Origin of the sequence: Bacillus sp. FJAT-47783 (assembly GCF_022808615.1) — a bacterium.
In the GTDB taxonomy this organism is placed as follows: domain Bacteria; phylum Bacillota; class Bacilli; order Bacillales; family Aeribacillaceae; genus Bacillus_BZ.
The window spans coordinates 184,129-208,331 of sequence record NZ_JAKZKS010000001.1 but is presented as its reverse complement, the minus strand read 5'-3'; the positions used below and the strand labels follow the sequence as shown (position 1 = coordinate 208,331).

22 protein-coding genes are annotated in these 24,203 nt (G+C 37.8%); 20 read left to right on the top strand and 2 right to left on the bottom strand.

The genetic code is table 11. The features are described 5' to 3' along the window. Window positions 1-138 precede the first annotated feature (138 nt). The gene (locus MLD65_RS01015) at window positions 139-939 is read left to right on the top strand and encodes a patatin-like phospholipase family protein (protein ID WP_243289987.1); all 801 of its coding nucleotides are present in this window, start codon (window positions 139-141) and stop codon (window positions 937-939) included. Beyond that, the gene (locus MLD65_RS01010; RefSeq protein WP_279325919.1) at window positions 926-1,936 is read left to right on the top strand and encodes a SepM family pheromone-processing serine protease; all 1,011 of its coding nucleotides are present in this window, start codon (window positions 926-928) and stop codon (window positions 1,934-1,936) included. The genes MLD65_RS01015 and MLD65_RS01010 overlap by 14 nt, the downstream gene beginning before the upstream one ends. A gap of 52 nt (window positions 1,937-1,988) precedes the next feature. Here MLD65_RS01010 and MLD65_RS01005 read toward each other — a convergent pair whose 3' ends face one another. Then, on the bottom strand, window positions 1,989-3,233 hold the full coding sequence (locus MLD65_RS01005; protein ID WP_243289986.1) for a nucleotidyltransferase: 1,245 nt from the start codon (window positions 3,231-3,233) through the stop codon (window positions 1,989-1,991). Between the two features lie 148 nt (window positions 3,234-3,381). On the opposite strand from MLD65_RS01005, the gene MLD65_RS01000 reads away from it, so the two are divergent. The 4 genes from MLD65_RS01000 (at window position 3,382) to MLD65_RS00985 (ending at window position 5,684) form a co-directional block, all read left to right on the top strand. After that, complete coding sequence (locus tag MLD65_RS01000) at window positions 3,382-3,891, top strand: YceD family protein (RefSeq protein WP_243289985.1); 510 nt, start codon at window positions 3,382-3,384, stop codon at window positions 3,889-3,891. Between the two features lie 30 nt (window positions 3,892-3,921). Beyond that, the gene (gene rpmF, locus MLD65_RS00995) at window positions 3,922-4,095 is read left to right on the top strand and encodes a 50S ribosomal protein L32 (protein WP_097159476.1); all 174 of its coding nucleotides are present in this window, start codon (window positions 3,922-3,924) and stop codon (window positions 4,093-4,095) included. A 129-nt stretch (window positions 4,096-4,224) separates the two neighbouring features. Continuing rightward, entirely contained in the window at window positions 4,225-4,986 is a 762-nt protein-coding gene (locus tag MLD65_RS00990) for an enoyl-CoA hydratase/isomerase family protein (protein ID WP_243289984.1), read from the top strand. A 110-nt stretch (window positions 4,987-5,096) separates the two neighbouring features. Beyond that, a complete protein-coding gene (locus tag MLD65_RS00985) occupies window positions 5,097-5,684 on the top strand; it encodes an RsfA family transcriptional regulator (protein ID WP_243289983.1) in 588 nt (195 codons plus the stop codon). A 165-nt stretch (window positions 5,685-5,849) separates the two neighbouring features. Here the strand turns inward: MLD65_RS00985 and MLD65_RS00980 are convergent, their stop codons facing one another. After that, entirely contained in the window at window positions 5,850-6,320 is a 471-nt protein-coding gene (locus MLD65_RS00980) for an N-acetyltransferase (protein ID WP_243289982.1), read from the bottom strand. 254 nt (window positions 6,321-6,574) lie between these two features. Here MLD65_RS00980 and MLD65_RS00975 point away from each other — a divergent pair, with 254 nt between their 5' ends. The 14 genes from MLD65_RS00975 (at window position 6,575) to spoVE (ending at window position 24,108) form a co-directional block, all read left to right on the top strand. Continuing rightward, window positions 6,575-7,918 carry an acetyl-CoA carboxylase biotin carboxylase subunit gene (locus MLD65_RS00975; protein ID WP_243289981.1) on the top strand — a complete coding sequence of 448 codons (1,344 nt, stop codon included), beginning with the start codon at window positions 6,575-6,577 and terminating at the stop codon, window positions 7,916-7,918. 29 nt (window positions 7,919-7,947) lie between these two features. Beyond that, window positions 7,948-8,163: an acetyl-CoA carboxylase biotin carboxyl carrier protein subunit gene (locus MLD65_RS00970; RefSeq protein ID WP_243289980.1), complete on the top strand. Its 216-nt coding sequence runs from the start codon at window positions 7,948-7,950 to the stop codon at window positions 8,161-8,163. A 14-nt stretch (window positions 8,164-8,177) separates the two neighbouring features. Next, window positions 8,178-9,719: an acyl-CoA carboxylase subunit beta gene (locus MLD65_RS00965; protein ID WP_243289979.1), complete on the top strand. Its 1,542-nt coding sequence runs from the start codon at window positions 8,178-8,180 to the stop codon at window positions 9,717-9,719. A gap of 248 nt (window positions 9,720-9,967) precedes the next feature. Beyond that, window positions 9,968-10,843 (top strand): 2-dehydropantoate 2-reductase, encoded by an 876-nt coding sequence (locus tag MLD65_RS00960; protein ID WP_243289978.1) that lies wholly within the window; start codon window positions 9,968-9,970, stop codon window positions 10,841-10,843. 126 nt (window positions 10,844-10,969) lie between these two features. Continuing rightward, entirely contained in the window at window positions 10,970-12,595 is a 1,626-nt protein-coding gene (bshC, locus tag MLD65_RS00955; protein ID WP_243289977.1) for a bacillithiol biosynthesis cysteine-adding enzyme BshC, read from the top strand. Between the two features lie 123 nt (window positions 12,596-12,718). Next, complete coding sequence (gene mraZ, locus MLD65_RS00950; RefSeq protein WP_243289976.1) at window positions 12,719-13,150, top strand: division/cell wall cluster transcriptional repressor MraZ; 432 nt, start codon at window positions 12,719-12,721, stop codon at window positions 13,148-13,150. Between the two features lie 67 nt (window positions 13,151-13,217). After that, window positions 13,218-14,156: a 16S rRNA (cytosine(1402)-N(4))-methyltransferase RsmH gene (rsmH, locus tag MLD65_RS00945; RefSeq protein WP_243289975.1), complete on the top strand. Its 939-nt coding sequence runs from the start codon at window positions 13,218-13,220 to the stop codon at window positions 14,154-14,156. Window positions 14,157-14,169: 13 nt separating this feature from the next. Beyond that, a complete protein-coding gene (gene ftsL, locus MLD65_RS00940) occupies window positions 14,170-14,529 on the top strand; it encodes a cell division protein FtsL (RefSeq protein WP_243289974.1) in 360 nt (119 codons plus the stop codon). A gap of 5 nt (window positions 14,530-14,534) precedes the next feature. Further along, window positions 14,535-16,736 (top strand): penicillin-binding protein, encoded by a 2,202-nt coding sequence (locus tag MLD65_RS00935; protein ID WP_243289973.1) that lies wholly within the window; start codon window positions 14,535-14,537, stop codon window positions 16,734-16,736. Between the two features lie 180 nt (window positions 16,737-16,916). Next, window positions 16,917-18,860 (top strand): stage V sporulation protein D, encoded by a 1,944-nt coding sequence (locus MLD65_RS00930; protein ID WP_243289972.1) that lies wholly within the window; start codon window positions 16,917-16,919, stop codon window positions 18,858-18,860. A gap of 143 nt (window positions 18,861-19,003) precedes the next feature. Continuing rightward, entirely contained in the window at window positions 19,004-20,485 is a 1,482-nt protein-coding gene (locus MLD65_RS00925) for a UDP-N-acetylmuramoyl-L-alanyl-D-glutamate--2,6-diaminopimelate ligase (protein WP_243289971.1), read from the top strand. Window positions 20,486-20,624: 139 nt separating this feature from the next. Further along, complete coding sequence (mraY, locus tag MLD65_RS00920; RefSeq protein WP_243289970.1) at window positions 20,625-21,599, top strand: phospho-N-acetylmuramoyl-pentapeptide-transferase; 975 nt, start codon at window positions 20,625-20,627, stop codon at window positions 21,597-21,599. Further along, entirely contained in the window at window positions 21,600-22,955 is a 1,356-nt protein-coding gene (murD, locus tag MLD65_RS00915) for a UDP-N-acetylmuramoyl-L-alanine--D-glutamate ligase (protein WP_243289969.1), read from the top strand. It begins immediately after the preceding gene. 52 nt (window positions 22,956-23,007) lie between these two features. Next, window positions 23,008-24,108 (top strand): stage V sporulation protein E, encoded by a 1,101-nt coding sequence (gene spoVE, locus MLD65_RS00910; RefSeq protein ID WP_243289968.1) that lies wholly within the window; start codon window positions 23,008-23,010, stop codon window positions 24,106-24,108. The last annotated feature ends 95 nt before the right edge of the window (window positions 24,109-24,203 follow it).

The following is a 24,203-nucleotide window of genomic DNA, read 5'->3' as shown; positions in this document are numbered from 1 at the left end:
TGTACTTGAAATAGAAGCATAAACTCCCGTTAAAATCGAAGGAAAGTTCGTCCACCCTTTATATCCAAATATACGTGTATAGGTGGTATATTTAGACCATAAGATAGATAACAAATTCATACAATTAGGAGGCACTAGATGTCTAAGAGACCTCATGTCGGTTTAGCATTAGGTTCAGGAGGAGCTCGGGGATTTGCACACCTTGGCATTATTAAAGTATTAAAAGAACATGGAATACCGATTGATTTTATCGCAGGAAGTAGTATGGGAGCGTTAATAGGATCTTTTTTTGCAGCGGATCTTACAATTGATCAAATGTATAAATTAGCAAAAGCGTTTAAAAGAAAATACTATTTAGATTTTACCGTGCCTAAAATGGGGTTTATTACAGGAAATCGGGTAAAAGAGTTAATAAAAGCATTTACGAAAAATAAAAATATTGAAGATTTGTCCATTCCATTAGCTGTCGTTGCCACAGATTTATATGAAGGGAAAAAGGTCGTTTTTCGAAAAGGGCCGGTTGCTGATGCTGTTCGTGCGAGCATTGCGATTCCGGGTATTTTCGTACCTGTACAAATCGATGACATGCTTTTAGTAGATGGTGGTGTCGCTGATCGAGTTCCGGTATCGGTTGTAAAACAAATGGGAGCAGATATCGTCATTGCCGTGGATGTATCCCATGTAAAGAAACATGAACAAATAACATCAATCTTTGATGTCATCATGCAAAGCTTAGATATTATGCAAGATGAGCTTGTACACCATCGCAAAATTGCATCGGATATTATGATTCGTCCAAGTGTCGGACAATATAGCTCAAAAGCATTCACGAATATTGAAGAAATTTTGAAAAAAGGGGAGGAGGAAGCGGAAAAGTATATAGAAGCAATTAAAGAGCGGATATCGAATTGGGAGGAAGAACAGCTTGAGAAAAAATAAATGGATTCGAACAATTACAATTGGCATGATGTTAGCAATTGTCCTAACATTTTTGAAGTTACCCTTCTATGTCACTCAACCAGGTATGGCAACAGAATTAAAGCCGATGGTAGAAGTGGAGAATGGCTTTCACGAGCAAGGAACGTTTCGTTTAACGACAGTCAGGATTGGAAGAGCCAATCTATATACTTACTTATGGGCGCAAACACAAAAATATTATGAAGTATTCCCAATAGAAGACGTAAAATATGAAGGGGAGACGGACGAACAATATATAAAACGGCAAATACATATGATGGAAGCTTCTCAACAGTCGGCAATTAAAGTTGCTTATGAAAAAGCGAATAAACCGATTCGTTTAAAGTATAAAGGGATCGTTGTCATGCAAGTACTTGAAAATATGCCCGCATTTAACATATTAAAAATGGGTGATCGTATATACGAAGTAGATGGACAAGAAATACATACAGCAGATGAATTTATAGAAATCGTAAAACAGAAAAAGGCAGGAGAAATGTTAACACTTTCCATTGAACGAGACGGTCATGAACTGACAAAAACAATTGAAGTCGTTCCTTTTCCGGATCAACGAGATCAAGTCGGGATCGGAGTAAGCTTAATCACGGATCGAGAGCTTGAAACATCTCCAAATATTATATTAAATACAAAAGATATTGGCGGTCCTTCTGCAGGGTTAATGATGACTCTTGAAATCTATAATCAATTAACCGAAGAAGATATAACGAAAGGATATAAAATTGCTGGAACAGGTACAATTAACGAAGAAGGAAAAGTTGGACCTATTGGTGGGATTGCTCAAAAAATCGTTGCTGCAGATAAAGCAGGAGTGGACATTTTCTTTGCTCCAAATGAAAATGGTGCCAAAAACTCGAACTATGAAGAAGCCGTACAAACGGCTAAGGATATTGATACGAACATGAAGATTGTTCCAGTAGATTCGTTTGAGGATGCTATTCAATATTTAAAAACACAATAATGGAAATTGTAGACTCAACAAGACGAACTTTTCATTCGTCCTGTTGAGTCATTTACGTTAAAAATACGTTTTGTTCTTCATCATATCGCAATGGTGGAGTGGAATACTCTTTATTTAAAAAATCCGTTTGATTATGTTTATGAATGGCTAAAGCGTATACGTTGGCAGCTTTAATGTCTAAATGCAAAAGCGGTAAATCGTATGCTGATAATTTTGCTATAACAGGTACTTCTATTTTTTTCTTCATATGTTTTAAATATTTCTGCCCTTTTTTATTCATGCCTAGCAAACGAATGTAAGGAGCCCTCAAAAGCAAGCCAGCTTCTTTCATCCAGTCTTTTTTCGTATTCGTTAAAATATGTACACAAACTCGTTGAAGTCGTGTCCAAGTATATCGTTTTGTTTTGACAGCTTCAATGAATGGATAGAAGGAGTCAGCTTCTTTGATTTTTGCTTTCATGCGATATTCGAGACCTTCTTCCATTTCATAAATGTTTGCAAGTTCATCAGTGGATTTCGTTAGAATCGCATACTTTAAGTATGGAAAATAATTTTCCCAACGATGAAAGAGATGATACGATTGTTCATATTCATATAGATGTTCATAAGTAGGAGATGGAACGTATGCTCTTAATGAAGAAAGGTCTTTTGTCTCAAACAGTGCTTTGCGAATACTTGTTGCACTCGAAATGGTTGTTTCATGAAGAGCTTCGTCATTGTAGCCTCCACCTATTCGCTTTATCGTCCTAGGCTCGATTTCACTTTGAAGTGTTTCGATCGCGTTAATATATTGATAACCTAAAATATTATTCGGTTGACTTAAATCAACGAGCTCTTTTTCACCGTCCATCACTTGAGCAAAAGCGATGGACTTCGCTTTTGGATAGCTGTACCCTTGTTGGAGAACTTTTTTTAATATGGTTTCGTATTGCGGCTGTTTTTCCTTTAACAACGATCGAGTTTTTAAAAATGGTTCTATTTTACCGAGTTCACTCCCAAAGCATAGCGACTGACAATAAAGGGAATCTAAAATGGAAACGGCACCTTTTGCAAATAATTCAGCTGATTGCGTCGAATAAGCATACGGGAGTTCCACAACGATATCAACTCCGTTTCGGAGAGCCATTTTCGCCCGAGTCCACTTTGAAATAAGAGCCGGTTCCCCGCGTTGTAAAAAATAACCGCTCATGACGGCAATGACAACATCCGCCTTCGTTTCTTTCTTGGACTCAGTTAAATGATACAAATGCCCGTTGTGAAACGGGTTATATTCAACGACAAGGCCTAAGGCATTCAAATGTTCATACCTCCTTTAACCATTTTGATTTTTTTATATTTCATGATACATTGTATATAAGTTTCCTATATTATAGCGTCAAGAAAAAATATTGACAAATATTCTTTTGAAAGCTATAATTACCTTTGTTGTCTTGAGGTGATACCATTTGAAATGGTCAGTGAATGAACTATTTAAGTTACAAGAAAAAGGTTTAGTTATTGATGAAAGCTATGAATTGAACGAATTAGTTAGTTCTCATCCAGACTTGCGGAAAATATCGCCAATCCATGTAAAAGGAAAGGCAGATATTAGCTCGTTAAAGGTTACATTTCATTTAACGTTAACTGGTGTTATGACGCTTCCGTGTGCTCGAACACTCGTCGATGTGGAATATCCGTTTACTATTCAAACGGTGGAAACGTTTTTGTTAAAGCCGTCTGATTATGAGATAGAGGATGAAAACACACATTCGATTCAAGGGGATGTTGTAGACTTAAGTCCTGTTATTCGAGAGCTTGTACTCCTTGAAGTGCCTTTGCAAGTGTTTAGCGAACATGCTGCACCTCAAGAGGGAAATGACTGGAAGATTGTTTCAGAAGAAGAACAAAAAAATAAAATTGACCCTAGATTAGCAGGTCTGGCGAAATTTTTTGAACAAGATGACAATCGTTCATAACATTTTAATCTCTGTAAGGAGGTGGGAAAGATGGCTGTACCTTTTAGAAGAACTTCTAAAACGAAGAAAAGATTACGTCGTACACATTTCAAGCTACAAGTTCCTGGCATGGTTGAATGCCCGAACTGCGGAGAAATGAAATTAGCACACCGCGTATGTAAAGCTTGCGGTACTTACAAAGGAAAAGAAGTTGTAAATAAATAAAAATAAAACGCAAAGCGAAATGCTTTGCGTTTTATTTTTGCATAAAAAACTTACATAATGAAGTGAAAGCTACCTTCTCAACAGTAAGAAATCATTGGTATACTAAAAAAAGAAAAGGGGGATGGATGAATGGAAAAAGTGAAATTAATTCAAAAAGATAACGGAATTTTAGAAATACAAATTAACCGACCTGAAATCCGAAATGCGATTGACGAAGAAGTGATGGACAAGCTGAAATATGTATTGCATCAAGTAAAAGCAACTAATGAAACAAAAGCACTTGTCATAACGGGTGCTGGTGATCGAGCATTTTGCTCTGGTGGAGATTTATCAGTTTTTCATGAATTGAAAAGCCAACAAGATGCGTATCAAATGCTATCCAAAATGAGAGATATTTTATATGAATGGATGATGTTACCGATCCCCACTTTTGCTCTCTTAAATGGAAGTGCAGTTGGTGGAGGGTGTGAACTAGCGACAGCTTGTGATTTTAGAATTGCTCGAGAGAATATTAAAATTGGTTTTATTCAAGGAAAGTTAGCTATTACGACCGGCTGGGGTGGTGCATCGATGCTATTTGAAAAACTTCCGTACGACAAGGCGTTATCGATGCTAATGTCGGCAAAAGTTTATACTTCTGAAGAGGCATATCAATTAGGGTTTGTCACAAAGTTGATTCATGAACAACAAGATTTTAAGACGGAAGCCTATCACTACATAGAAGAGAAAACGACATGTAGTAAAGACGTATTAAAAGCTTATAAATCCCTTAAAATTGCTGAATGGGAGAAAGGGTTAAAGAAAAGAATGGAAGAAGAAATATTGCAATGCTCTATATTATGGGAAAAGGAGGAGCACCTTCAAGCCGTTGACCAATTTTTAAATCGGTAAAGATAGACAAACATCATATAGTCTATCTACTCTATTAGGTGCATAAAATAAGGAATAGGGGATTACGGAGAAAAAACGTAACTCCTAAAGCCTAATAGGAGGGGTGAACATTGACTGCAGCGAGACAAGATGCTTGGACACAAGATGAAGACTTATTGTTAGCGGAAATAGTGTTACGGCATATCCGCGAGGGAGGGACTCAACTCTCTGCTTTTGAAGAAGTAGGAAAAAAACTATCACGTACGGCAGCTGCTTGCGGCTTCCGTTGGAATTCCTATGTGCGAAAGCAATATACAACAGGCATTGAAATAGCAAAAAAACAACGAAAAGAGCTACGCAAGAAAAAGAAAGAAATCGATAGCCAAGAAGCCCATCAAGAAGAAAAACATATTCACGATCTATCACTTAATCAAGTAATAGCCTACTTGCAAAAGCTTGGCGATGACGGTAAGATAGAGCGTTTAAGAGCGGAAAATAGCGAGTTAAAAAGGAAGGTTACAAGCTTAGAAGAGAAGCTTACAAAAGTAGAAAAAGAAAAAACAGCATTAGAACATCATATGAAGGAAGTGGAAGAGGATTACAGAGCATTAATAGAAATAATGGAAAAAGCTAGAAAAATGGTCGTGTTACAAGACGAAGAAAATAAGGTCAAGTTTCAAATGGATCGAAACGGAAATTTAGAAAGAGTGGAAAAATAAAGACCAAGACTAATTTTTAGTCATGGTCTTTATTTTTAATCTGCTATTAGTATTTATATCTTGTACCCATTTTAGTGATTAGGATACGAATATTTCGTACATGTAGGTGATTGAAATCGGTCATTTCGCCGATTTCGACTATTCTGACCTCTGAACAAAGTCGCGTCAGCGGTTTTGTTCAACTACACCTTCTGGGTACCATACGAGAGGATTTTCACCACGGTCACGTTTCATATCATACGTTACTGAAACAAACCCCATCTTTTCCCAGAATGGAGCCGATTTAACGCGTGGATTGGTTTTAATAGGAAGCCCGAATGATTTAGCAAACTGTACGAGAGCACGTCCATACCCTTTCTTTTGATATTCTGGTAAAACTTCAAGCTTCCAAAGCTCCAAAAAGTCTTGGGGAGGTTCAAAATAATGATCGAACCTTTTGTCAACACGATACAAGCTCATTCTCGCAACAAGCTTATCCCCGTAATAAATACCATAAAAAGGTGAGTCGCTATCATTTTCGATTATATTGGCTTGCAGATCTTCAAACATAGATAATTCTTGTAAGCCATACTCTTTAAATTTTTTAAATTCTTCCAACGTTTTATAGTTAACGAGTAAACGTTCTACTTTCATCATGATGAAATCCCCCTTCTTTAGCCTGAGCAGTTAACATAATGTTTGTTTTTCTAATCTATTTGTTATTCGAATTGAATATTTGGATAATTTCATTATACAAAAATTTTTTTTATATTGACAATTTTATTTTAGAATATAAGAAAATTTCAAAATTAAGAAAGCGTTTTCTGAAATTAAAGAAGGATATTTTTTCTCAATGTCGAATGTAAACATATTGTTAGGGGATGAAATACATATGCAAAGGGGGAAAGACATTGAAAAAAGTTTTAATTGCAAATCGAGGTGAAATTGCATCACGAATTATTGAAACGTGTAAAAAAATAGGGATTGAAACGGTTGCAGTCTATTCTGATGCAGATGCTAGTCTCACATTTGTGGACGAGGCTACTTATGCATACCGAATCGGTGAAAGTCCTGTTTCTAAATCTTATTTGCAGTCAGAAACTATTTTAAATATTGCAAAAAAGGAACAAGTTGATGCAATCCACCCTGGGTATGGTTTTTTATCAGAAAATGATCAGTTTGCAAAAGAAGTAGAGAAAATGGGGATTCGCTTTATCGGGCCGAGTGCGGATGTGATTCGACTAATGGGAGATAAAGTAGAAGCGAGAAAGAAAATGGAAGAAGCAGGGGTACCGGTTATTCCGGGAAGTGTAGAAGGATTGGAAACGATAGAAGAAGCAAAAGCACTTGCCGAGGAGATTGGTTATCCAGTAATGCTAAAGGCAAGCGGTGGTGGTGGTGGTATTGGGATGCAAAAGTGCCAAGACAGTACCGAACTTGAAAAAGCTTTTGTAACAACGAAAAACCGAGCGAAAGCGTATTTTGGTTCCGATAAGGTATTTATAGAAAAATGGATTTCAAACGCAAGACATGTGGAAATTCAACTTTTTGGAGATCAGTTTGGGAACGTTGTTCATTTATTTGAACGTGATTGTTCCATTCAAAGACGGAACCAAAAAGTTATAGAAGAGTCTCCATCACCATTTATTTCGAACGAAACACGAGAAATGATGTGTGAAGCGGCTGTAAAAGCGGCTAAACATGTTGGATATGTCAATGCAGGGACGATAGAATTTATTGTCGATGAACATGAACAATTTTATTTCCTCGAAATGAATACGAGATTACAAGTTGAGCATCGTGTCACGGAAATGGTAACGAACATTGACTTAGTTGAATGGCAAATTCGAATTGCTCGTGGTGAAAAGCTTCCACAAACGCAAGATGAAATTTTATCCGCTGGACATGCGATGGAGTTTCGTTTATATGCAGAAGATCCAATTCGTTTTTTACCGTCTCCAGGAGATATTCGCGTTTTACAATATCCGGATCAGGAAGATGTAATCGTTGATAAAGCCTATAAACAAGGGGATAAAGTTACACCTTATTACGATCCGCTCGTTGCAAAGATTGTTGTAAAAGGACATGATCGTTCAAATACAGTTCAAAAAGCAAAAGCGTATTTAACAAAGATAAATATAGAAGGAATTAAAACAAATTTACCGCTATTTATCGAATTACTTGAAGACGATTCATTTTTAAAAGGCGATTATACGACAAACTACCTTGAAAATCGATCGATCGCTCAATCATAAATGATAATAGAACAAATGGAGGAATCATCATGCGTGAAATTAAAGCGACAATGGCAGGTACTGTATTAAATGTAATGGTTTCAAAAGGAGATGTCGTTTCAACCGGTCAAGACGTCTTAATGTTGGAATCAATGAAAATGGAGATTCCAATTCAAAGTGAAGTATCTGGAACTGTAGAAGAAATGAAAGTTCAAATTGGTGACTTTGTGAATGAAGGTGACGTTTTAGCCATTATCTCTAGCTGATGGGGGAATATAGGATGATGAAAACAGAGCAGTTTGAAAAAGTGTTACAAGAAAGAATAGATCAAGTAAAAAAAGGCGGGCACCCGAAATACCATGAAAAATTAAACCAGCAGGAAAAACTGTTCGTTCGCGATCGATTGAAGCTATTATTTGATCAAGGTGAATATACAGAAGATGGATTGTTTGCTAATTTTGAAGCAAGTGATTTACCAGCAGATGGGGTTGTAACTGCGACTGGAAAAATACATGGTCGAACCGTCTGTGTCATGGCAAATGATTCGACAGTAAAAGCAGGTTCTTGGGGGGCAAGAACGGTTGAGAAAATTATCCGGATACAAGAAACAGCGGAAAAGCTTCATGTTCCGTTGCTTTACTTAGTAGATTCTGCTGGGGCGCGTATAACGGATCAAATTGATATGTTCCCGAATCGACGTGGTGCAGGGAAAATCTTTTATAATCAAGTAAAACTATCAGGGAAAATTCCACAAGTTTGTATATTGTTTGGCCCTTCAGCTGCAGGTGGAGCTTACATTCCGGCATTTTGTGATATCGTCATCATGGTAGATGGGAATGCTTCGATGTACTTAGGTTCACCTCGAATGGCTGAAAAAGTGATTGGCGAAAAAGTTACGTTAGAAGAAATGGGCGGCGCTCGTATGCACTGTCAGGTGAGCGGGTGTGGCGATGTATTAGCGCAAACTGAAGAGGAGGCCATTGCCTTTGCTAAAAGCTATTTAACGTACTTCCCTAATAGCTTTAAGGAAAAAACGAAGCCTGCTACTCCAGAGCTTCCGAAAGACGGGAAAAAATTAGCCGATATCGTGCCGGAAAACCAAAATGTTCCGTTTGATATGTATGAGTTTATTGATGGGTTAATTGATGAAGGCTCCTTCTTTGAAATTAAAAAACTGTTTGCACCGGAAATCATTACTGGATTCGCTCGATTAAACGGAGAAGCGATTGGAATTGTTGCTAACCAACCGCGAGTAAAAGGTGGCGTTCTATTTGTTGATTCCGCTGACAAAGCGGCAAAATTTATTCAGCTTTGTGATGCTTATCATATTCCTCTTCTTTTCTTAGCGGATGTACCTGGCTTTATGATCGGGACGAAAGTGGAACGAGCAGGAATTATTCGACATGGGGCAAAAATGATTGCCGCTATGAGTTCAGCAACGGTTCCGAAAATTTCTGTCATCGTTCGAAAAGCGTATGGTGCAGGCCTCTATGCGATGGCAGGTCCAGCCTTTGAACCGGATGTATGCCTCGCTCTTCCTACAGCGCAAATTGCTGTCATGGGTCCAGAAGCAGCTGTAAATGCCGTTTACTCAAATAAAATTAACGAAATCGAAGATCCGAAAGAGAAAATGGCATTTGTTCAAGAGAAGCAGAAAGAGTACAAAGAGCATATTGACATCTATAAATTAGCTTCTGAGCTAATCGTAGACGGCATTGTCGGTGCGAATGAACTTCGAGAAGAATTAATTAGCAGATTTCATTATTATTCAACGAAACAATTAAACTTCAGTGAAAGAAAACATCCAGTATATCCTGTGTAAGAACAAAGTCGCAAACGCGAATTTGTTCAGAAGTCAGAGGTTAGAGATCAGAATCGTCGAAATCGGCGAAATAGCCGATTTCAATCATTCAAAGGTATGAGAACCGTCTGTTCCAATAATGAAAAAGGGATGGATGTATTTTCAGATATTTTAAAAAAGGTGACCGATTGCGTGGGTCGCCTTTTTTCATGTACGATAAAGTCGGAAAAAAGAGCTATAAATAATTGCTGGAAAAAGCGGGTGATATCATGAAAGTTGGCGTTATTGGCGGAGGGGCCGTCGGACTCTTGTTAGCCGGAAATTTAAGTGCAAAGCATGAAGTGACAGTTTATACAAGAACAAAAGAACAAGCTTGTGTGCTGTCGGAAAAGGGGATTGAAATTGTAGGTGAATACCCTTTTAACACAAAAGTTTCTCGGGCGACAAATAGCGCAAACTATGAGGAAGACGTGTTATTCGTAACCGTGAAACAATATCAATTACGTACAGTTGTTGAAAATTTAAAGACATTACCGAGTCGAACTGTTATTTTTTTGCAAAACGGTATGGCGCATATTGACTATTTAGAGCATTTAAAACATCACGATTTAATTTTAGGCGTTGTCGAGCACGGAGTCTTAAAACAGAGCGAGCATACAATCAAACATACTGGAATGGGGCGAATTGTTCTTGCTCCGTACCATCTGAAAAGCATGACGATTTTAGAACAGCTTCAAGAAGAGATTGAAAGGTTTCCGATTGAAACAACAAATCACTGGTATACGCTATTAGCGAAAAAATTGCTTGCTAATGCCGTTATTAACCCATTAACGGCAATTTGGAATGTCCAAAACGGCGAATTAATTGAAAATGGTTATTTTAGGCGAGCAATGGAACAATTATTCAATGAGGTTTGGGAGGTTCTACACTTATCCGGAAAAGAAGAACATTTCGAGTACATTAAAACAATTTGCCAAAAGACAGCAAATAATCGTTCATCGATGTTAAAAGACCTTGATGAAAACCGAGAGACAGAAATAGAGGCAATTTTAGGGTATTTATTGCAAGAAGCAAATAAAAAATACTTATCACTACCGCTTTTGTCCTTTTTATACGAAACGATCAAAGGATTGGAAACAAAATAGTGTGACAGCGTCTCTTTTATTTCAAGCATACATCTATATGTAAGCAAACTTTTTTCGTTTCGATACAATCCGTGCTATACTCATTTCGGAACTAAATAGATTTTGATGCAGAAAGGAAGTTTTAAGATGGAGATTTGTGAACTCTCCCTTCCTATATCCAATCCGTTCGTTCAGGCATATATGAATAATCAATTACAGAACGATCAATTTTTTGATTATAATATACATGATAAAGATGTGTATGAAAGACGTATGAATGATTTACAAGAACGCATTTTTCCTCGCGAAGAACTTGTTGATTATTTACTTTCCTATCATCGACGATTTCAAGATTGTGAAAAAACATTGCAAAATATTGAAAAATTGAAGGATCCAAAAAGTGTTGCCGTTGTAGGTGGACAGCAAGCCGGGTTACTTACAGGCCCTTTGTACACGATACATAAAGTTTTATCCATCATTGCCTTAGCGAAAAAACAAGAAATGAAGGTAGGGGCACCGGTTGTACCTGTATTTTGGATTGCTGGTGAAGACCATGATTTTGAAGAGATTAACCATGTTTATGTCTTGAAGAATGAAAAAGTAGTAAAAAAGCCTATTCGTCAACCTTCTTATCAAAAACAAATGGTGTCTGATTTACGACTTGACCATGAAAAATGTATTATGTGGACGGAAGAAATTTTGAAAGCGTATGGAGAATCGGAGCATACGAACTATTTACGTGACCAATTAACAGCATGTATCCATCGCTCTAACACGTATGTGGAATTTTTCGAAGAATTGATTATGTCGTTGTTTAAGGATGAAGGGATTATATTAGTGAATTCCGCATCGAAAGAGCTGAGACAAATTGAGTCTCGTTATTTTAAACAAATTTTTTATCACAATAAAGAGATTTATGATGCCGTTTTGAAGCAACAACAATTTCTTCGAGAACAGTCTTTTCAACCGTTAATTGAGATGCAGCCAAATAGTACGAATCTATTTATACATGTTGATGAAGAGCGGTTTATGCTTGTGCAAAATGAAGAAGGCCATTTCGTGATTAAAGATCGAAATGAAGCGTTTACCTATGAACAAATACTTGCCCTTCTTGCGAAAACACCTCATCATTTTAGTAATAATGTTGTAACACGTCCGCTCATGCAGGAAATGCTTTTGCCGACGTTAGCGTTTATTGCTGGACCTGGAGAAATTGCATATTGGGCAGAACTAAAGGAAGCCTTCCATACTTGTCACTTGCTTATGCCACCTATCGTTCCAAGATTAAATATGACCATTTTAGAACGACATATCGAGTCAGATTTAAAGGATTTAAATATTACAGTAGAAGATGTGTTCAAAACGGGTGTGAAACAATTGAGAAAAAACTGGCTGAACGAACGAGAGACGATTCAATTTGAACCACTCGTTGAAAAATCGAAAATAGAAATGGAACACATTCATCAATTATTACGTGAAAAAGCGTTAGAGGTAGATCGAAGTTTATCTCCTTTACTTGAAAAAAATGCGAATTTCATTGAAAAGCAGCTAGACTTTTTACATCATGCCGTGCAAAAAAAGATTAAAGAAAAGCATGAAGTCAATTTAAAAAAGTTTCAACGTATTGAACACTCATTAATACCAAACGGAGCTCCGCAAGAAAGAATTTGGAATGTTTATTATTACTTGAATAAATATGGACTAGATTTCCTAAAACTTTTACAGCATCAGACATTTCATTTTAATGGAAAGCATAAGATTGTCAAAATATGAGGACAAAATAAAAAAATCCTGTTTTAAAACAGGGTTTTTTTTTATTCTTATTAATAGTACAATGAAATTGTGGAGAAAAGTGGGGGAAAGTGGTGAGTTAAGGGTAGAAAGTGGGGACATGACATGTTCATGGGGGAATACCATCATACAATTGATACGAAAGGGCGAATGATTATTCCTGCTAAGTTCCGAGAAGGGTTGGGGGAATCATTTGTCTTAACACGTGGTCTCGATAAATGTTTGTTTGGATACCCGATGAGTGAATGGAAAATACTTGAGGAAAAGTTGAAGTCTCTACCCCTTACAAAAAAAGATGCCCGCGCTTTTACGAGATTCTTCTTTTCAGGTGCCGTTGAATGTGAATTAGATAAACAAGGCCGTATAAACATTACAACTCCGCTTTTACAGTACGCCAAGCTAGAGAAGGAATGTGTCGTTATTGGTGTATCAAACCGTATTGAATTATGGAGTAAAAATGTTTGGGATCAATACGTAGAAGAACAAGAAGAATCATTTGAAGAAATTGCCGAAAATATGATTGATTTTGATATATAATCGTTGAAGTGTTGATAATAATAGACGACATGAGATTCGATACAGGATATTAAAGGTGGTTACAACAATGTTTGAACATAAAACAGTACTATTACATGAAGCGGTCGATGGACTAAACATAAAACCGGATGGCATTTATGTAGACTGTACATTAGGGGGAGCTGGACACAGCTATGAAATTGCGTCACGTTTAACTGAAAAAGGTCGGCTCATTGCTTTTGATCAAGATGATGTCGCACTTCAATTTGCAAAAGAAAAACTTGCCCCTTTTATTGACCGCGTTACGTTTATTAAAAGCAACTTTCGCTATTTAACAGAGAAGCTTTATGAAATAGGTGTGACGAAGGTTGATGGTGTTTTATTTGACTTAGGTGTTTCGTCACCGCAATTAGATACGCCAGAGCGAGGTTTTAGCTATCATCATGATGCACCGTTAGATATGCGAATGGATCGTGAACAAACGTTAACAGCTTATCATGTTGTCAACGAGTGGACGTATGAACAATTGGTGAAAATATTCTTTCAATATGGAGAAGAGAAATTTTCAAAACAAATCGCTCGGAAAATAGAAGCCGCTCGAAAAGTCGAACCGATTCAAACAACGCAAGAGCTCGTTGACATTATTAAAGAGGCAATTCCAGCCCCAGCTAGACGAAAAGGGGGGCATCCCGCAAAAAGAATATTTCAGGCGATACGAATTGCTGTTAACGATGAATTGAAGGTGTTTGAAGAAGCGATCGAGCAAGCGATTGCCTTATTAAATCCGAAAGGGAGAGTTTCGGTTATTACATTCCATTCATTGGAAGATCGTATATGCAAAGTAACGTTTAAAAAAGCAGCCGAAACACCGCCATTACCACCGAATTTACCAATCATTCCAGATGAATATAAACCGGATGTTCGAATAATAACAAGAAAGCCTATTCTCCCAACTGAAAAAGAACTAGAGGAAAATAACCGAGCGCGATCTGCCAAGCTTCGAATTGCGGAGAAAATAGATAAATAAGGAGGGTGAAGGGATGAGTAATTTAGCTTACAAGGTTCAACAAAAACAAGTTCAAGAACAAAAGCAAAGTGTACAACAAAAAGTTGTAGTAAAAAAGCGTCCTCTTTTTACTTTTGGGGAAAAGGTGCTGTTTGCTGTCTTTTTAGGGATGGTATTAATTGGTTCTATCTTAGTAATTTCAAACTATGTAAAATTGTATAATGTGAACATGGACATCCAAGCGATTGAAGCAGAGATGAGTAAGCAGCAAAAAATAAACACCGATCTTTATATTCAGCAAGAAGAGTTAAGTAATCCAGAGCGAATTTGGAAGAAAGCAAAGGATGCTGGACTTACATTAAATCCGAATAACGTTAAAGGTGTACAGGACTGATTAGCATGAATAAAAACAAGAACATGAACAGAGGAGCAGCAATATTATCTTTAATATTTGCTTTGCTCTTTTTTGTCTTATTTAGCCGCTTTTTCTACATACAAGCAACTGGAAAAGTAGATGGACAAGTATTAGCGGTAAAAGCGGAAGAAAAATATAAAAATCAAGTAACACTTGAAGCGTCGAGAGGGAAAATTTTAGACCGTAACGGTGAAGTGTTAGCACAGGATACGTCTACATTTACGGTTGTAGCTGTATTAGATGAAAGTCTTACGACGAATTCGAAACAACCACGGCATGTTGTGGACAAAGAAGAAACCGCTAGAAAGCTTGCTCCTCTGTTAGACATGAATGAACAAGAAATATTGTCGGTATTAAAGAAAGATCGAAAACAAGTCGAATTTGGAGCGAAAGGGCGCAATATTAGTTTTTCAAAAAAACAAGAGATCGAAGCGCTTGAGCTTCCTGGTATCGCATTTATACGTGACACAAATCGGTTTTACCCAAATGGAGATTTCGCATCTTACATTATCGGCTTTGCTCAAAGAGAAAAAAATAAGACAGAAGGAAAACTTGGAGTTGAGAAATATTTAGATAAATATTTACAAGAATCAGATGGCTATGTCCAATATGAAAAAGATCATTACGGCTTTAAACTCCCCACGAGTGACGAAAAAATTGTCGCACCAGATAACGGGGCCGATGTTTATTTAACGATTGATCAGAAAATACAGACGTTTTTAGAGGATGCGATGAATGAAGCCGCTGAAGAGTATAACCCGAAAAAAATGATCGCCATTGTCGCTAATCCGAAGACAGGTGAAATTCTCGCAATGTCGCAGCGACCGAGTTTCGATCCGAACAAACGAAATATATTTAACTATTACAACGATGCGATATCGTATCCTTTCGAACCTGGTTCAACGATGAAAATTTTTACATTAGCCGCAGCGATCAATGAAGGGGTATATAACGGAAAAGAAGCATTTCAATCAGGTTCTTATCCTGTAAAAGGATCCAAACCAATTAACGATCATAATTATGGCAAAGGGTGGGGCATGATTCCGTTTGATGAAGGCGTACAACGATCATCGAACGTAGCATTCTCGATTTTAGCAAAAGAAAAATTAGGATTTGAATCATTCTATCAATATATTGAGCGATTCGGATTAACGAAAAAGACTGGTATTGATTTACCCGGTGAAGCAACAAGTCGAATCAACTATAAGTATGAGAGAGATAAGCTTTCAACGGCATATGGACAAGCTTCATCAATTACACCTATCCAGCAAATTCAAGGTGCAACAGCTGTTGCGGGCGACGGGAAAATGATGAAACCATTTGTTATTGATAAAGTTGTGGACCCAGATACGAAAAAGACGATCCTTGATCATAAGCCTAAAGTCGCTGGTGAACCGATTTCGAAGGATACAGCAAAAAAAGTGCGCGATCTTTTAGAGACGGTTGTCAGCTCTGAAAATGGAACGGGTCAAGCCTTTCAAATTGAAGGGTATGAAGTCGCTGGAAAAACAGGAACTGCACAAATCGCAGGGAGCGATGGTAGATATTTAACAGGACGTGAAAATTATATTTTTTCTTTTTTAGGAATGGCTCCAAAAGATGATCCTGAGCTCCTTATGTATGTCGCAGTTCAGCAACCAGAATTAAAGCCGACTGAAACAGGTTCTGCACCCGTATCATTTATCTTTAAAACCGTCATGAAAAATGGATTGGAATATTTACAAGTAAAGCCAGATCATCAGCCGAAGCGTAAATCGTCTGAAACGGATAACGGCTTTTCTTTACAAGACTATACGAATGAACGTGTTGAGAATGTCGAAAAACAAATGGCGAAACAAAATATCGAAGTCATCACGTTAGGAGAAGGAAAAACGATTATTGGTCAATTCCCGTTCCCTGAGACAAGAGTCATTGCAAACGAGAAACTTTTATTGCGAACAGAAGGTCATGCGAAAATGCCAAATGTTATAGGATGGTCATTAAGAGATGTGTTGAAGCTGAGTACGATATGTGACTTGAACCTTCGATATGAAGGGAAAGGGTATGTAACAGCTCAATCGATTAAAGCTGGCTCTGCATTAAAAAAAGGAGCTACTTTAACAATCAAGCTTGACGAACAAACGAAACACCGCTCTGAAGCAGAGAAAGAAAAGAATGACAAAGAGTCACATGGAGAAGAGGAATAGCTTGGCAGTCGATAGAGCTGTCAAGCTTTTCTTTTCAATCACTTACTTTTCCTGTCATTCATAGTTATTCAAATAATCTTATTAAAACATATCATCTCCTCTTTCGATAGCTTGTTCTATCTAAAATGGACCAAGCATATATTGGCGATAACGACCAAAGTGTGAGAGGAGTTTCCTAGGATGCGTGTTTCAAATGTTACCGTTCGCAAACGACTATTAACCGTTTTATTTGCCGGTTTTCTCATCTTTTTTATTATTGATGTACGATTAGGGTATGTCCAATTGATTATCGGGGACGATTTAACATCACTTGCAAAGGAGCTTTGGAGTCGCAATATCCCTTTTGAGCCGATGAGAGGGGAAATACTTGATCGAGATGGAGAAAAATTAGCGACAAACATTAGTGCACCAACCGTTTATGTTGTACCTAGACAAATAAATAATCCGAGTGAGGCAGCAGAGAAACTAGCTGCCATCTTAAACATGCCAGTTGAAAAAGCTTATAAGCATATAACAAAAAAAACGTCTCTTGAACGAATTCCAGAAGGTCGTAAAATATCGAATGAAAAGGCAGAAGAGATTCGTGCCTTAAATATAGATGGCGTTTATATTGCAGAAGATACTAAACGTTACTATCCATACGGAAGCTTTCTTTCACACGTTCTTGGCTTTACAGGCATTGATAATCAAGGGCTTGCCGGGCTTGAATTATATTATGATAAACAACTCCAAGGTGAAAGAGGCTACGTTCAATTTTATTCAGATGCAAAAGGACACCGGCTATCAGGTGAAGGAGAAGAATATACCCCTCCAACTGATGGTTTGAATTTAAAATTGACGACAGATGTGGACATTCAAAAAATCATCGAGCGTGAATTGGACAACGCTGAAGCAAAATACAATCCAGATGGAATGATTGCTATCGCCATGAATCCGAATAACGGGGAAATTTTGGCAATGTCGTCAAGGCCTGATTTTGATCCGGCTACGTATCAAAAGGTTGACCCGATTGTGTATAATCGAAATTTGCCTATATGGAGTGCTTATGAACCGGGTTCTACTTTTAAAATAATTACACTTGCTGCCGCATTAGAAGAGGGGAAGGTAGATTTAGAAAAAGAACAGTTTCACGACCCCGGTTATGCATCTGTTGGAGGAGCGAAGCTAAGATGCTGGAAAAGAGGAGGGCACGGTAGCCAAACCTTTTTAGAGGTCGTGCAAAACTCGTGCAACCCTGGATTTGTAGAATTAGGTGAACGTTTAGGAACATCGACTCTTTTTAATTATATAAAAAAGTTTGGCTTTGGTGAAAAAACAGGAATTGATTTACAAGGAGAAGGAAAAGGGATATTATTTTCTGAAGAACGAGTTGGTCCTGTTGAATTAGCAACGACCGCATTCGGTCAAGGTGTATCCGTTACACCGATTCAACAAGTGGCAGCTGTATCTGCTGCGGTAAATGGAGGGATCTTATATACACCTTATATTGCAAAAGAGTGGATTGATCCCATTACAGGTAAAGTCGTAAGTGAAACAACAACTAAAGCGAAACGTCGCATCATATCGGAAGAAACGTCAAAAAAAATTCGATATGCATTAGAGAGTGTTGTTGCACAAGGAACGGGTAAAGGAGCTTTTGTTGATGGTTATCGTGTTGGTGGCAAAACCGGTACAGCACAAAAAGCTGTGAATGGAGCATATTTAGAAAATAATCATATCGTTTCATTTATTGGTTTTGCTCCTGCAGATGATCCGCAAATTGTCGTCTATATAGCCGTAGACAATCCGAAAGGTACGGTTCAGTTCGGTGGTGTTGTTGCAGCGCCCATTGTCGGTACGATTATCGAAGATAGTTTGCGCCATTTAGGTGTAAAGCCGAGAAAAGATCAAATAGAAAAAGAATATAAATGGGATGACAAAAAACTTATAGAAGTCCCGAACATTATAGGGTTAACGAAGCAAGAGCTAAATCAACAGCTCGTCAATTTACAAGTGGATGTATCGGGTAAAGGCAATGTCGTCATTGACCAGTCACCTTCCCCGGGAGAGAAAGTTGCGCAAGGTTCAAAAGTAAGAGTATTTTTAAGTGATGGTGAAGACGAAGAAGAACATCATCACGAATAAAAAAGAGGGCTTTCTTCAAGTTTTTCATTAAAGGATGAAAGCCCGTATGGCACTTTTTATTTATTTAAGCTAAAATGTTAACGTATGTCTCTTATTCATACATATATTTGAAAAGGAAGTTTTGTTGAGAGGATTGAATATTTATGGAGTTACAGTCTTTGTTAGATCATCTATATCAATATAATATTTTAAAAGAAGGAAATCCACTCATTTCCTCAATTGAGATGGATTCACGAGCTGTAAAAAAGGGAAGTTTGTTTATATGCATAAAAGGTTTTACCGTTGATGGCCACGATTTTGTTGAACAAGCAGTTGAAAAAGGAGCAGTTGCGATTTTAGCCGAGCGAAATGTTTCAACTCCTAAACACGTACCTGTCATTATTGTCAACGATACGAAAAGAGCAATGGCCCGCTTGGCGGATGCCTTTTACGAGAAGCCAACACATAAACTGCATTTAATCGGCGTTACAGGTACGAATGGAAAAACAACAACAACACATATTATAGAAAAAATATTGAAAGAAGCTGACAAGAAAACCGGGCTTATCGGGACAATGTACACGAAAATTATTGATGAGCAATTTGAAGTGAAAAATACGACACCTGAAAGCTTAACATTACAAAAAACGTTCAAACAAATGGTTGATCAGCAAGTGTCACATGCGGTGATGGAAGTTTCGTCACATGCTCTTCATATGGGCCGTGTTCATGGGTGTGATTTCGATGTTGCGGTATTTACAAACCTTTCACAAGATCATTTAGATTATCATGAAACGATGGAGGAATACCGTAACGCAAAAGGTTTATTATTTTCCCAATTAGGAAATGCATTTCATCACGACCGTCAAAAGTTTGCTATTTTAAATGCCGATGACGATACATCAGCGTATTATAAACAAGTGACAAGTGCACATATTGTGACATATGGAATCGAAACACCGAGTGATGTCATGGCAAAAAACATTCAAATGGGGTCAGATGGTACAACATTTGAGCTCGTAACACCAAATGGGCACTTTCCTGTCAACATGAAGCTTGTTGGAACATTTAGTGTGTACAATGTACTAGCAGCGGTTTCGGCAGCACTCGTAAGCAATATCGATATGGAAATAATTATAAAAGCGATCGAATCGCTAGAAGGTGTGCGCGGACGATTTGAACTTGTAAGTGGCGGTCAAGATTTCACGATGATTGTTGATTATGCTCACACGCCTGATAGTTTAGAGAATGTTTTAAAAACCGTTAAGCAATTTACAAAAGGAAAAATATTCGTCGTTATCGGATGCGGGGGTGATCGTGATCAAACGAAGCGTCCATTAATGGCCAAGGTTGCCGTTAAATATGCCGATGAACCGATTTTTACATCCGACAACCCGCGTAGTGAGGATCCGCTTCAAATTTTAAAAGATATGGAAAATGGAGTGAAAGGAGAATACTACCACTCCATTACAAACAGAGAAGACGCCATTCAATTTGCCGTTTCGAATGCGAAAAAAGGTGATTGCATTGTGATTGCTGGAAAAGGACATGAAACGTATCAGCAAATAGGTAATCAAACACTCGAGTTTGATGATAAAGAAGTGGCTTTAAAAGCTGTTAAACAAGTACAATGTAAATCAAAATAATCTTTTTTAAGGAGTTAGAAAGAGGAGAAAATGAAAGTGGAATGGATTGATATGCCGAAACATATGGTGAAAATATATATAGACGTACAAACAGACGTCAAATCAAAGGTAGAAGGTTCGGTGGAAGGGGGAAAAATCGATGCTTGAGCAAGTGATGTTATTTACGATTATCACCAGCTTTTTAATTAGTGTATTACTTTCACCGATCTTTATTCCATTCTTGCGGAGATTAAAATTCGGTCAAAGTATTCGTGAGGAAGGGCCGAAATCTCACAAAAAGAAGTCCGGAACACCTACGATGGGCGGAATCATGATTATTGCCTCCATTATTGTGACGACACTAGTCATGACGAATAAATTTTCTGAACTAAGTGTTGAAATGTATTTATTACTTTTCGTCACATTCGGATACGGTTTACTAGGGTTTTTAGATGACTTTATTAAAGTCGTCATGAAAAGAAATTTAGGGCTTACGTCAAAACAAAAGCTTATCGGTCAAGTCATTATTGCGATCATTTTTTATTTAGTGTTTCAGCAATACGGATTTTCATCAGAAATTCGATTGCCAGGTACTGATTGGTCCTTTGATCTTGGCTGGGCTTACGTACTCTTAATTATTTTCATGCTTGTTGGTGGCTCTAACGCCGTGAACTTAACGGATGGATTAGATGGTTTATTATCAGGCACTGCGGCAGTTGCCTTTGGTGCTTATGCAGTTTTAGCTTGGAACCAAGGGCAGTATGACGTAGCGATTTTTTCAGTAGCCGTTGTCGGTGCTGTACTAGGGTTTTTAGTATTTAATGCACATCCAGCGAAAGTGTTTATGGGAGATACAGGCTCGCTTGCGCTTGGAGGAGCTATCGTCACTGTCGCCATTTTAACAAAGCTTGAAGTATTATTAGTGATTATTGGTGGTGTCTTTGTCATCGAAACACTGTCCGTCATTATCCAAGTCATTTCATTTAAGACAACGGGGAGACGTGTATTTAAAATGAGTCCCCTCCATCACCATTATGAATTGTTAGGTTGGTCTGAATGGCGCGTTGTCGCTACATTTTGGTCGATGGGCCTTGTATTTGCCATTTTAGGAATCTATATTGAGGTGTGGTTGTAATTGAAAAGCGTACAAACATTTCTTGGGAAAAATATACTCGTATTAGGATTAGCAAAAAGCGGCTTAGCGGCCGCTAAATTATTGCACAAGCTTGGGGCGAATGTCATCGTCAACGACACGAAGCCTTATGAAGAAAATCAAGCTGCAAAAGAGTTGGAACAGTTAGGTATATCGGTAATTTGTGGTCATCATCCAGAAGACTTATTGTCAAGTCAAAACATTGAATATATCGTGAAAAATCCTGGCATTCTTTATTCAAACATCATCATTCAGCAAGCTGAACAGATGAAATTACCGATTGTGACTGAGATTGAATTAGCTTATGCCATTTCAGAAGCAGATATTATTGCGATTACTGGCTCGAACGGGAAAACAACGACAACGACTTTAATTTATGAAATGCTAAAAGAAGATGGACAAAACCCGTTAATTGCAGGAAACATTGGCAATGTAGCGTGTGAAGTCGTTCAACAAGCGACAGAGGAAAATGTAATTGTTATGGAGCTGTCTTCCTTTCAACTTTTAGGAACGTTGAACTTTAAGCCGAAGATAGCATTGCTTTTAAATATTTTTGATGCTCATTTAGATTATCACGGAACGAAAGAAGAATATATGCGAGCAAAGCAACGAATCTTCTTAAACCAACTGGAGAACGATTACTCTGTCATCAATGCAAATGACGAAAATGTAAAGCAGTTAGCCAAAATATCTAAAGGTAAAAAAGTATCTTTTTCAACATCCTCGGCTCATGTTAACGGTGCATACATGAAGGACAATCAAGTCTTTTATCAATCTGAATCCATCATCCCGATAAAAGAAATTGTATTGCCGGGAGAGCATAGTTTAGAAAATATTTTAGCGGCTGTTACTGTAGCAAAGCTTCGCGGTGTAAGGAATGAATCCATTCGAAAGGTTTTAAAAACCTTTTCTGGTGTAAAGCATCGCCTTCAATACGTTGGGACGATAAAAGGGAGACTTTTTTTTAACGACTCAAAAGCAACGAATATATTAGCTACCTCAAAAGCATTAAGTGCCTTTCAACAACCGACCATTTTATTAGCTGGTGGTTTAGATCGTGGGAATGAATTTGATGAATTAAAGTCCTATATGAAGAACGTAAAAGCTGTTATAACGTTCGGACAAACAGCTCCGAAAATTGAACGAATCGCTACAGAGATAGGAATAGAACAGATTAAACGTGTCGATAATGTGGAACAAGCGGCTTTTTATGCATATGAAATTTCTGAAGAACATGATGTCATCCTGCTTTCTCCTGCATGCGCAAGCTGGGATCAATATAAAACTTTTGAAGAACGTGGTGACATTTTCATAGATGCTGTGCATAAGCTAAAATAAGGGCTTGTTCGAGAGTTGCGCCCTATAATTTGTATAACGGGGTGTTTATGCGTTGACAACAAAAAGATCGACTCCTGATTTTATATTATTAATCATCACGATATCTTTACTTGCAATCGGATTAATTATGGTTTATTCGGCAAGCGCTGTTTGGGCTGCGTATAAGTTTGATGATTCGTTTTTCTTTGCTAAAAGACAGCTATTATTTGCAGGGCTAGGCATCATTGCGATGTTTTTCATCATGAATGTCGATTATTGGACATGGCGTACATGGGCGAAAGTATTGCTCATTATTTGTTTTATTTTACTTGTTGCTGTACTGATTCCGGGGGTAGGGATGGTTCGAAACGGTTCGCGAAGCTGGATCGGAGTCGGTGCTTTTTCCATCCAACCGTCAGAATTTATGAAGTTAGCGATGATTGCTTTTTTAGCGAAGTTTTTATCTGAAAATCAAAAGAAAATCACCTCTTTGAAAAAAGGGTTAGTTCCGACATTAAGTCTCGTATTTTTCGCATTTGGAATCATTATGCTGCAACCGGATCTCGGTACAGGAACCGTTATGGTTGGTACATGCATCGCAATGATTTTTATTGCAGGAGCGCGAATTAGCCATTTCGTCGGTCTAGGCATTATCGGACTCGTTGGCTTTGCTGGTCTTATTTTATCCGCACCATACCGGATTAAGAGGATCACTTCCTTCTTAAACCCATGGGAGGACCCGCTTGGAAGTGGGTTTCAAATCATTCAGTCGTTATATGCGATTGGACCAGGAGGTTTGTTCGGATTAGGGCTTGGACAAAGTCGACAAAAATTCTTTTATTTGCCTGAACCACAAACAGATTTCATTTTTGCTATATTAGCAGAAGAGCTCGGATTTATTGGCGGAACGCTCATATTACTACTTTTTAGTTTATTATTGTGGCGTGGCATTCGCATAGCGCTTGGAGCTCCTGATTTATATGGAAGCTTTTTAGCCGTTGGTATTATTGCGATGATTGCGATACAAGTGATGATTAATATCGGTGTTGTAACGGGGCTAATGCCTGTAACAGGGATTACGTTACCCTTCCTAAGTTATGGAGGCTCATCGTTAACCCTTATGTTAATGGCCATCGGAGTCCTTTTAAACATTAGTCGATATGCACGGTATTAGTTACGATCAAAATTGTTTTCGAAACGTAAAATTGTTGTAACGTTTCGTCATATTAAATCGTTATAATAGTAAGGAGAATGATTGAAACTGATACC

What these genes read in the sequence shown, in the direction of transcription:
- bshC (WP_243289977.1), top strand. Translation starts at nt 10,970, where the DNA reads ATGGAGATTTGTGAACTCTCCCTTCCTATATCCAATCCGTTCGTTCAG.
- MLD65_RS00960 (WP_243289978.1), top strand. Translation starts at nt 9,968, where the DNA reads ATGAAAGTTGGCGTTATTGGCGGAGGGGCCGTCGGACTCTTGTTAGCC.
- mraZ (WP_243289976.1), top strand. Translation starts at nt 12,719, where the DNA reads ATGTTCATGGGGGAATACCATCATACAATTGATACGAAAGGGCGAATG.
- MLD65_RS00990 (WP_243289984.1), top strand. Translation starts at nt 4,225, where the DNA reads ATGGAAAAAGTGAAATTAATTCAAAAAGATAACGGAATTTTAGAAATA.
- MLD65_RS00935 (WP_243289973.1), top strand. Translation starts at nt 14,535, where the DNA reads ATGAATAAAAACAAGAACATGAACAGAGGAGCAGCAATATTATCTTTA.
- MLD65_RS00970 (WP_243289980.1), top strand. Translation starts at nt 7,948, where the DNA reads ATGCGTGAAATTAAAGCGACAATGGCAGGTACTGTATTAAATGTAATG.
- MLD65_RS00925 (WP_243289971.1), top strand. Translation starts at nt 19,004, where the DNA reads ATGGAGTTACAGTCTTTGTTAGATCATCTATATCAATATAATATTTTA.
- MLD65_RS01015 (WP_243289987.1), top strand. Translation starts at nt 139, where the DNA reads ATGTCTAAGAGACCTCATGTCGGTTTAGCATTAGGTTCAGGAGGAGCT.
- rsmH (WP_243289975.1), top strand. Translation starts at nt 13,218, where the DNA reads ATGTTTGAACATAAAACAGTACTATTACATGAAGCGGTCGATGGACTA.
- ftsL (WP_243289974.1), top strand. Translation starts at nt 14,170, where the DNA reads ATGAGTAATTTAGCTTACAAGGTTCAACAAAAACAAGTTCAAGAACAA.
- rpmF (WP_097159476.1), top strand. Translation starts at nt 3,922, where the DNA reads ATGGCTGTACCTTTTAGAAGAACTTCTAAAACGAAGAAAAGATTACGT.
- MLD65_RS00965 (WP_243289979.1), top strand. Translation starts at nt 8,178, where the DNA reads ATGATGAAAACAGAGCAGTTTGAAAAAGTGTTACAAGAAAGAATAGAT.
- MLD65_RS00980 (WP_243289982.1), bottom strand. Translation starts at nt 6,320, where the DNA reads ATGATGAAAGTAGAACGTTTACTCGTTAACTATAAAACGTTGGAAGAA.
- MLD65_RS00930 (WP_243289972.1), top strand. Translation starts at nt 16,917, where the DNA reads ATGCGTGTTTCAAATGTTACCGTTCGCAAACGACTATTAACCGTTTTA.
- mraY (WP_243289970.1), top strand. Translation starts at nt 20,625, where the DNA reads ATGCTTGAGCAAGTGATGTTATTTACGATTATCACCAGCTTTTTAATT.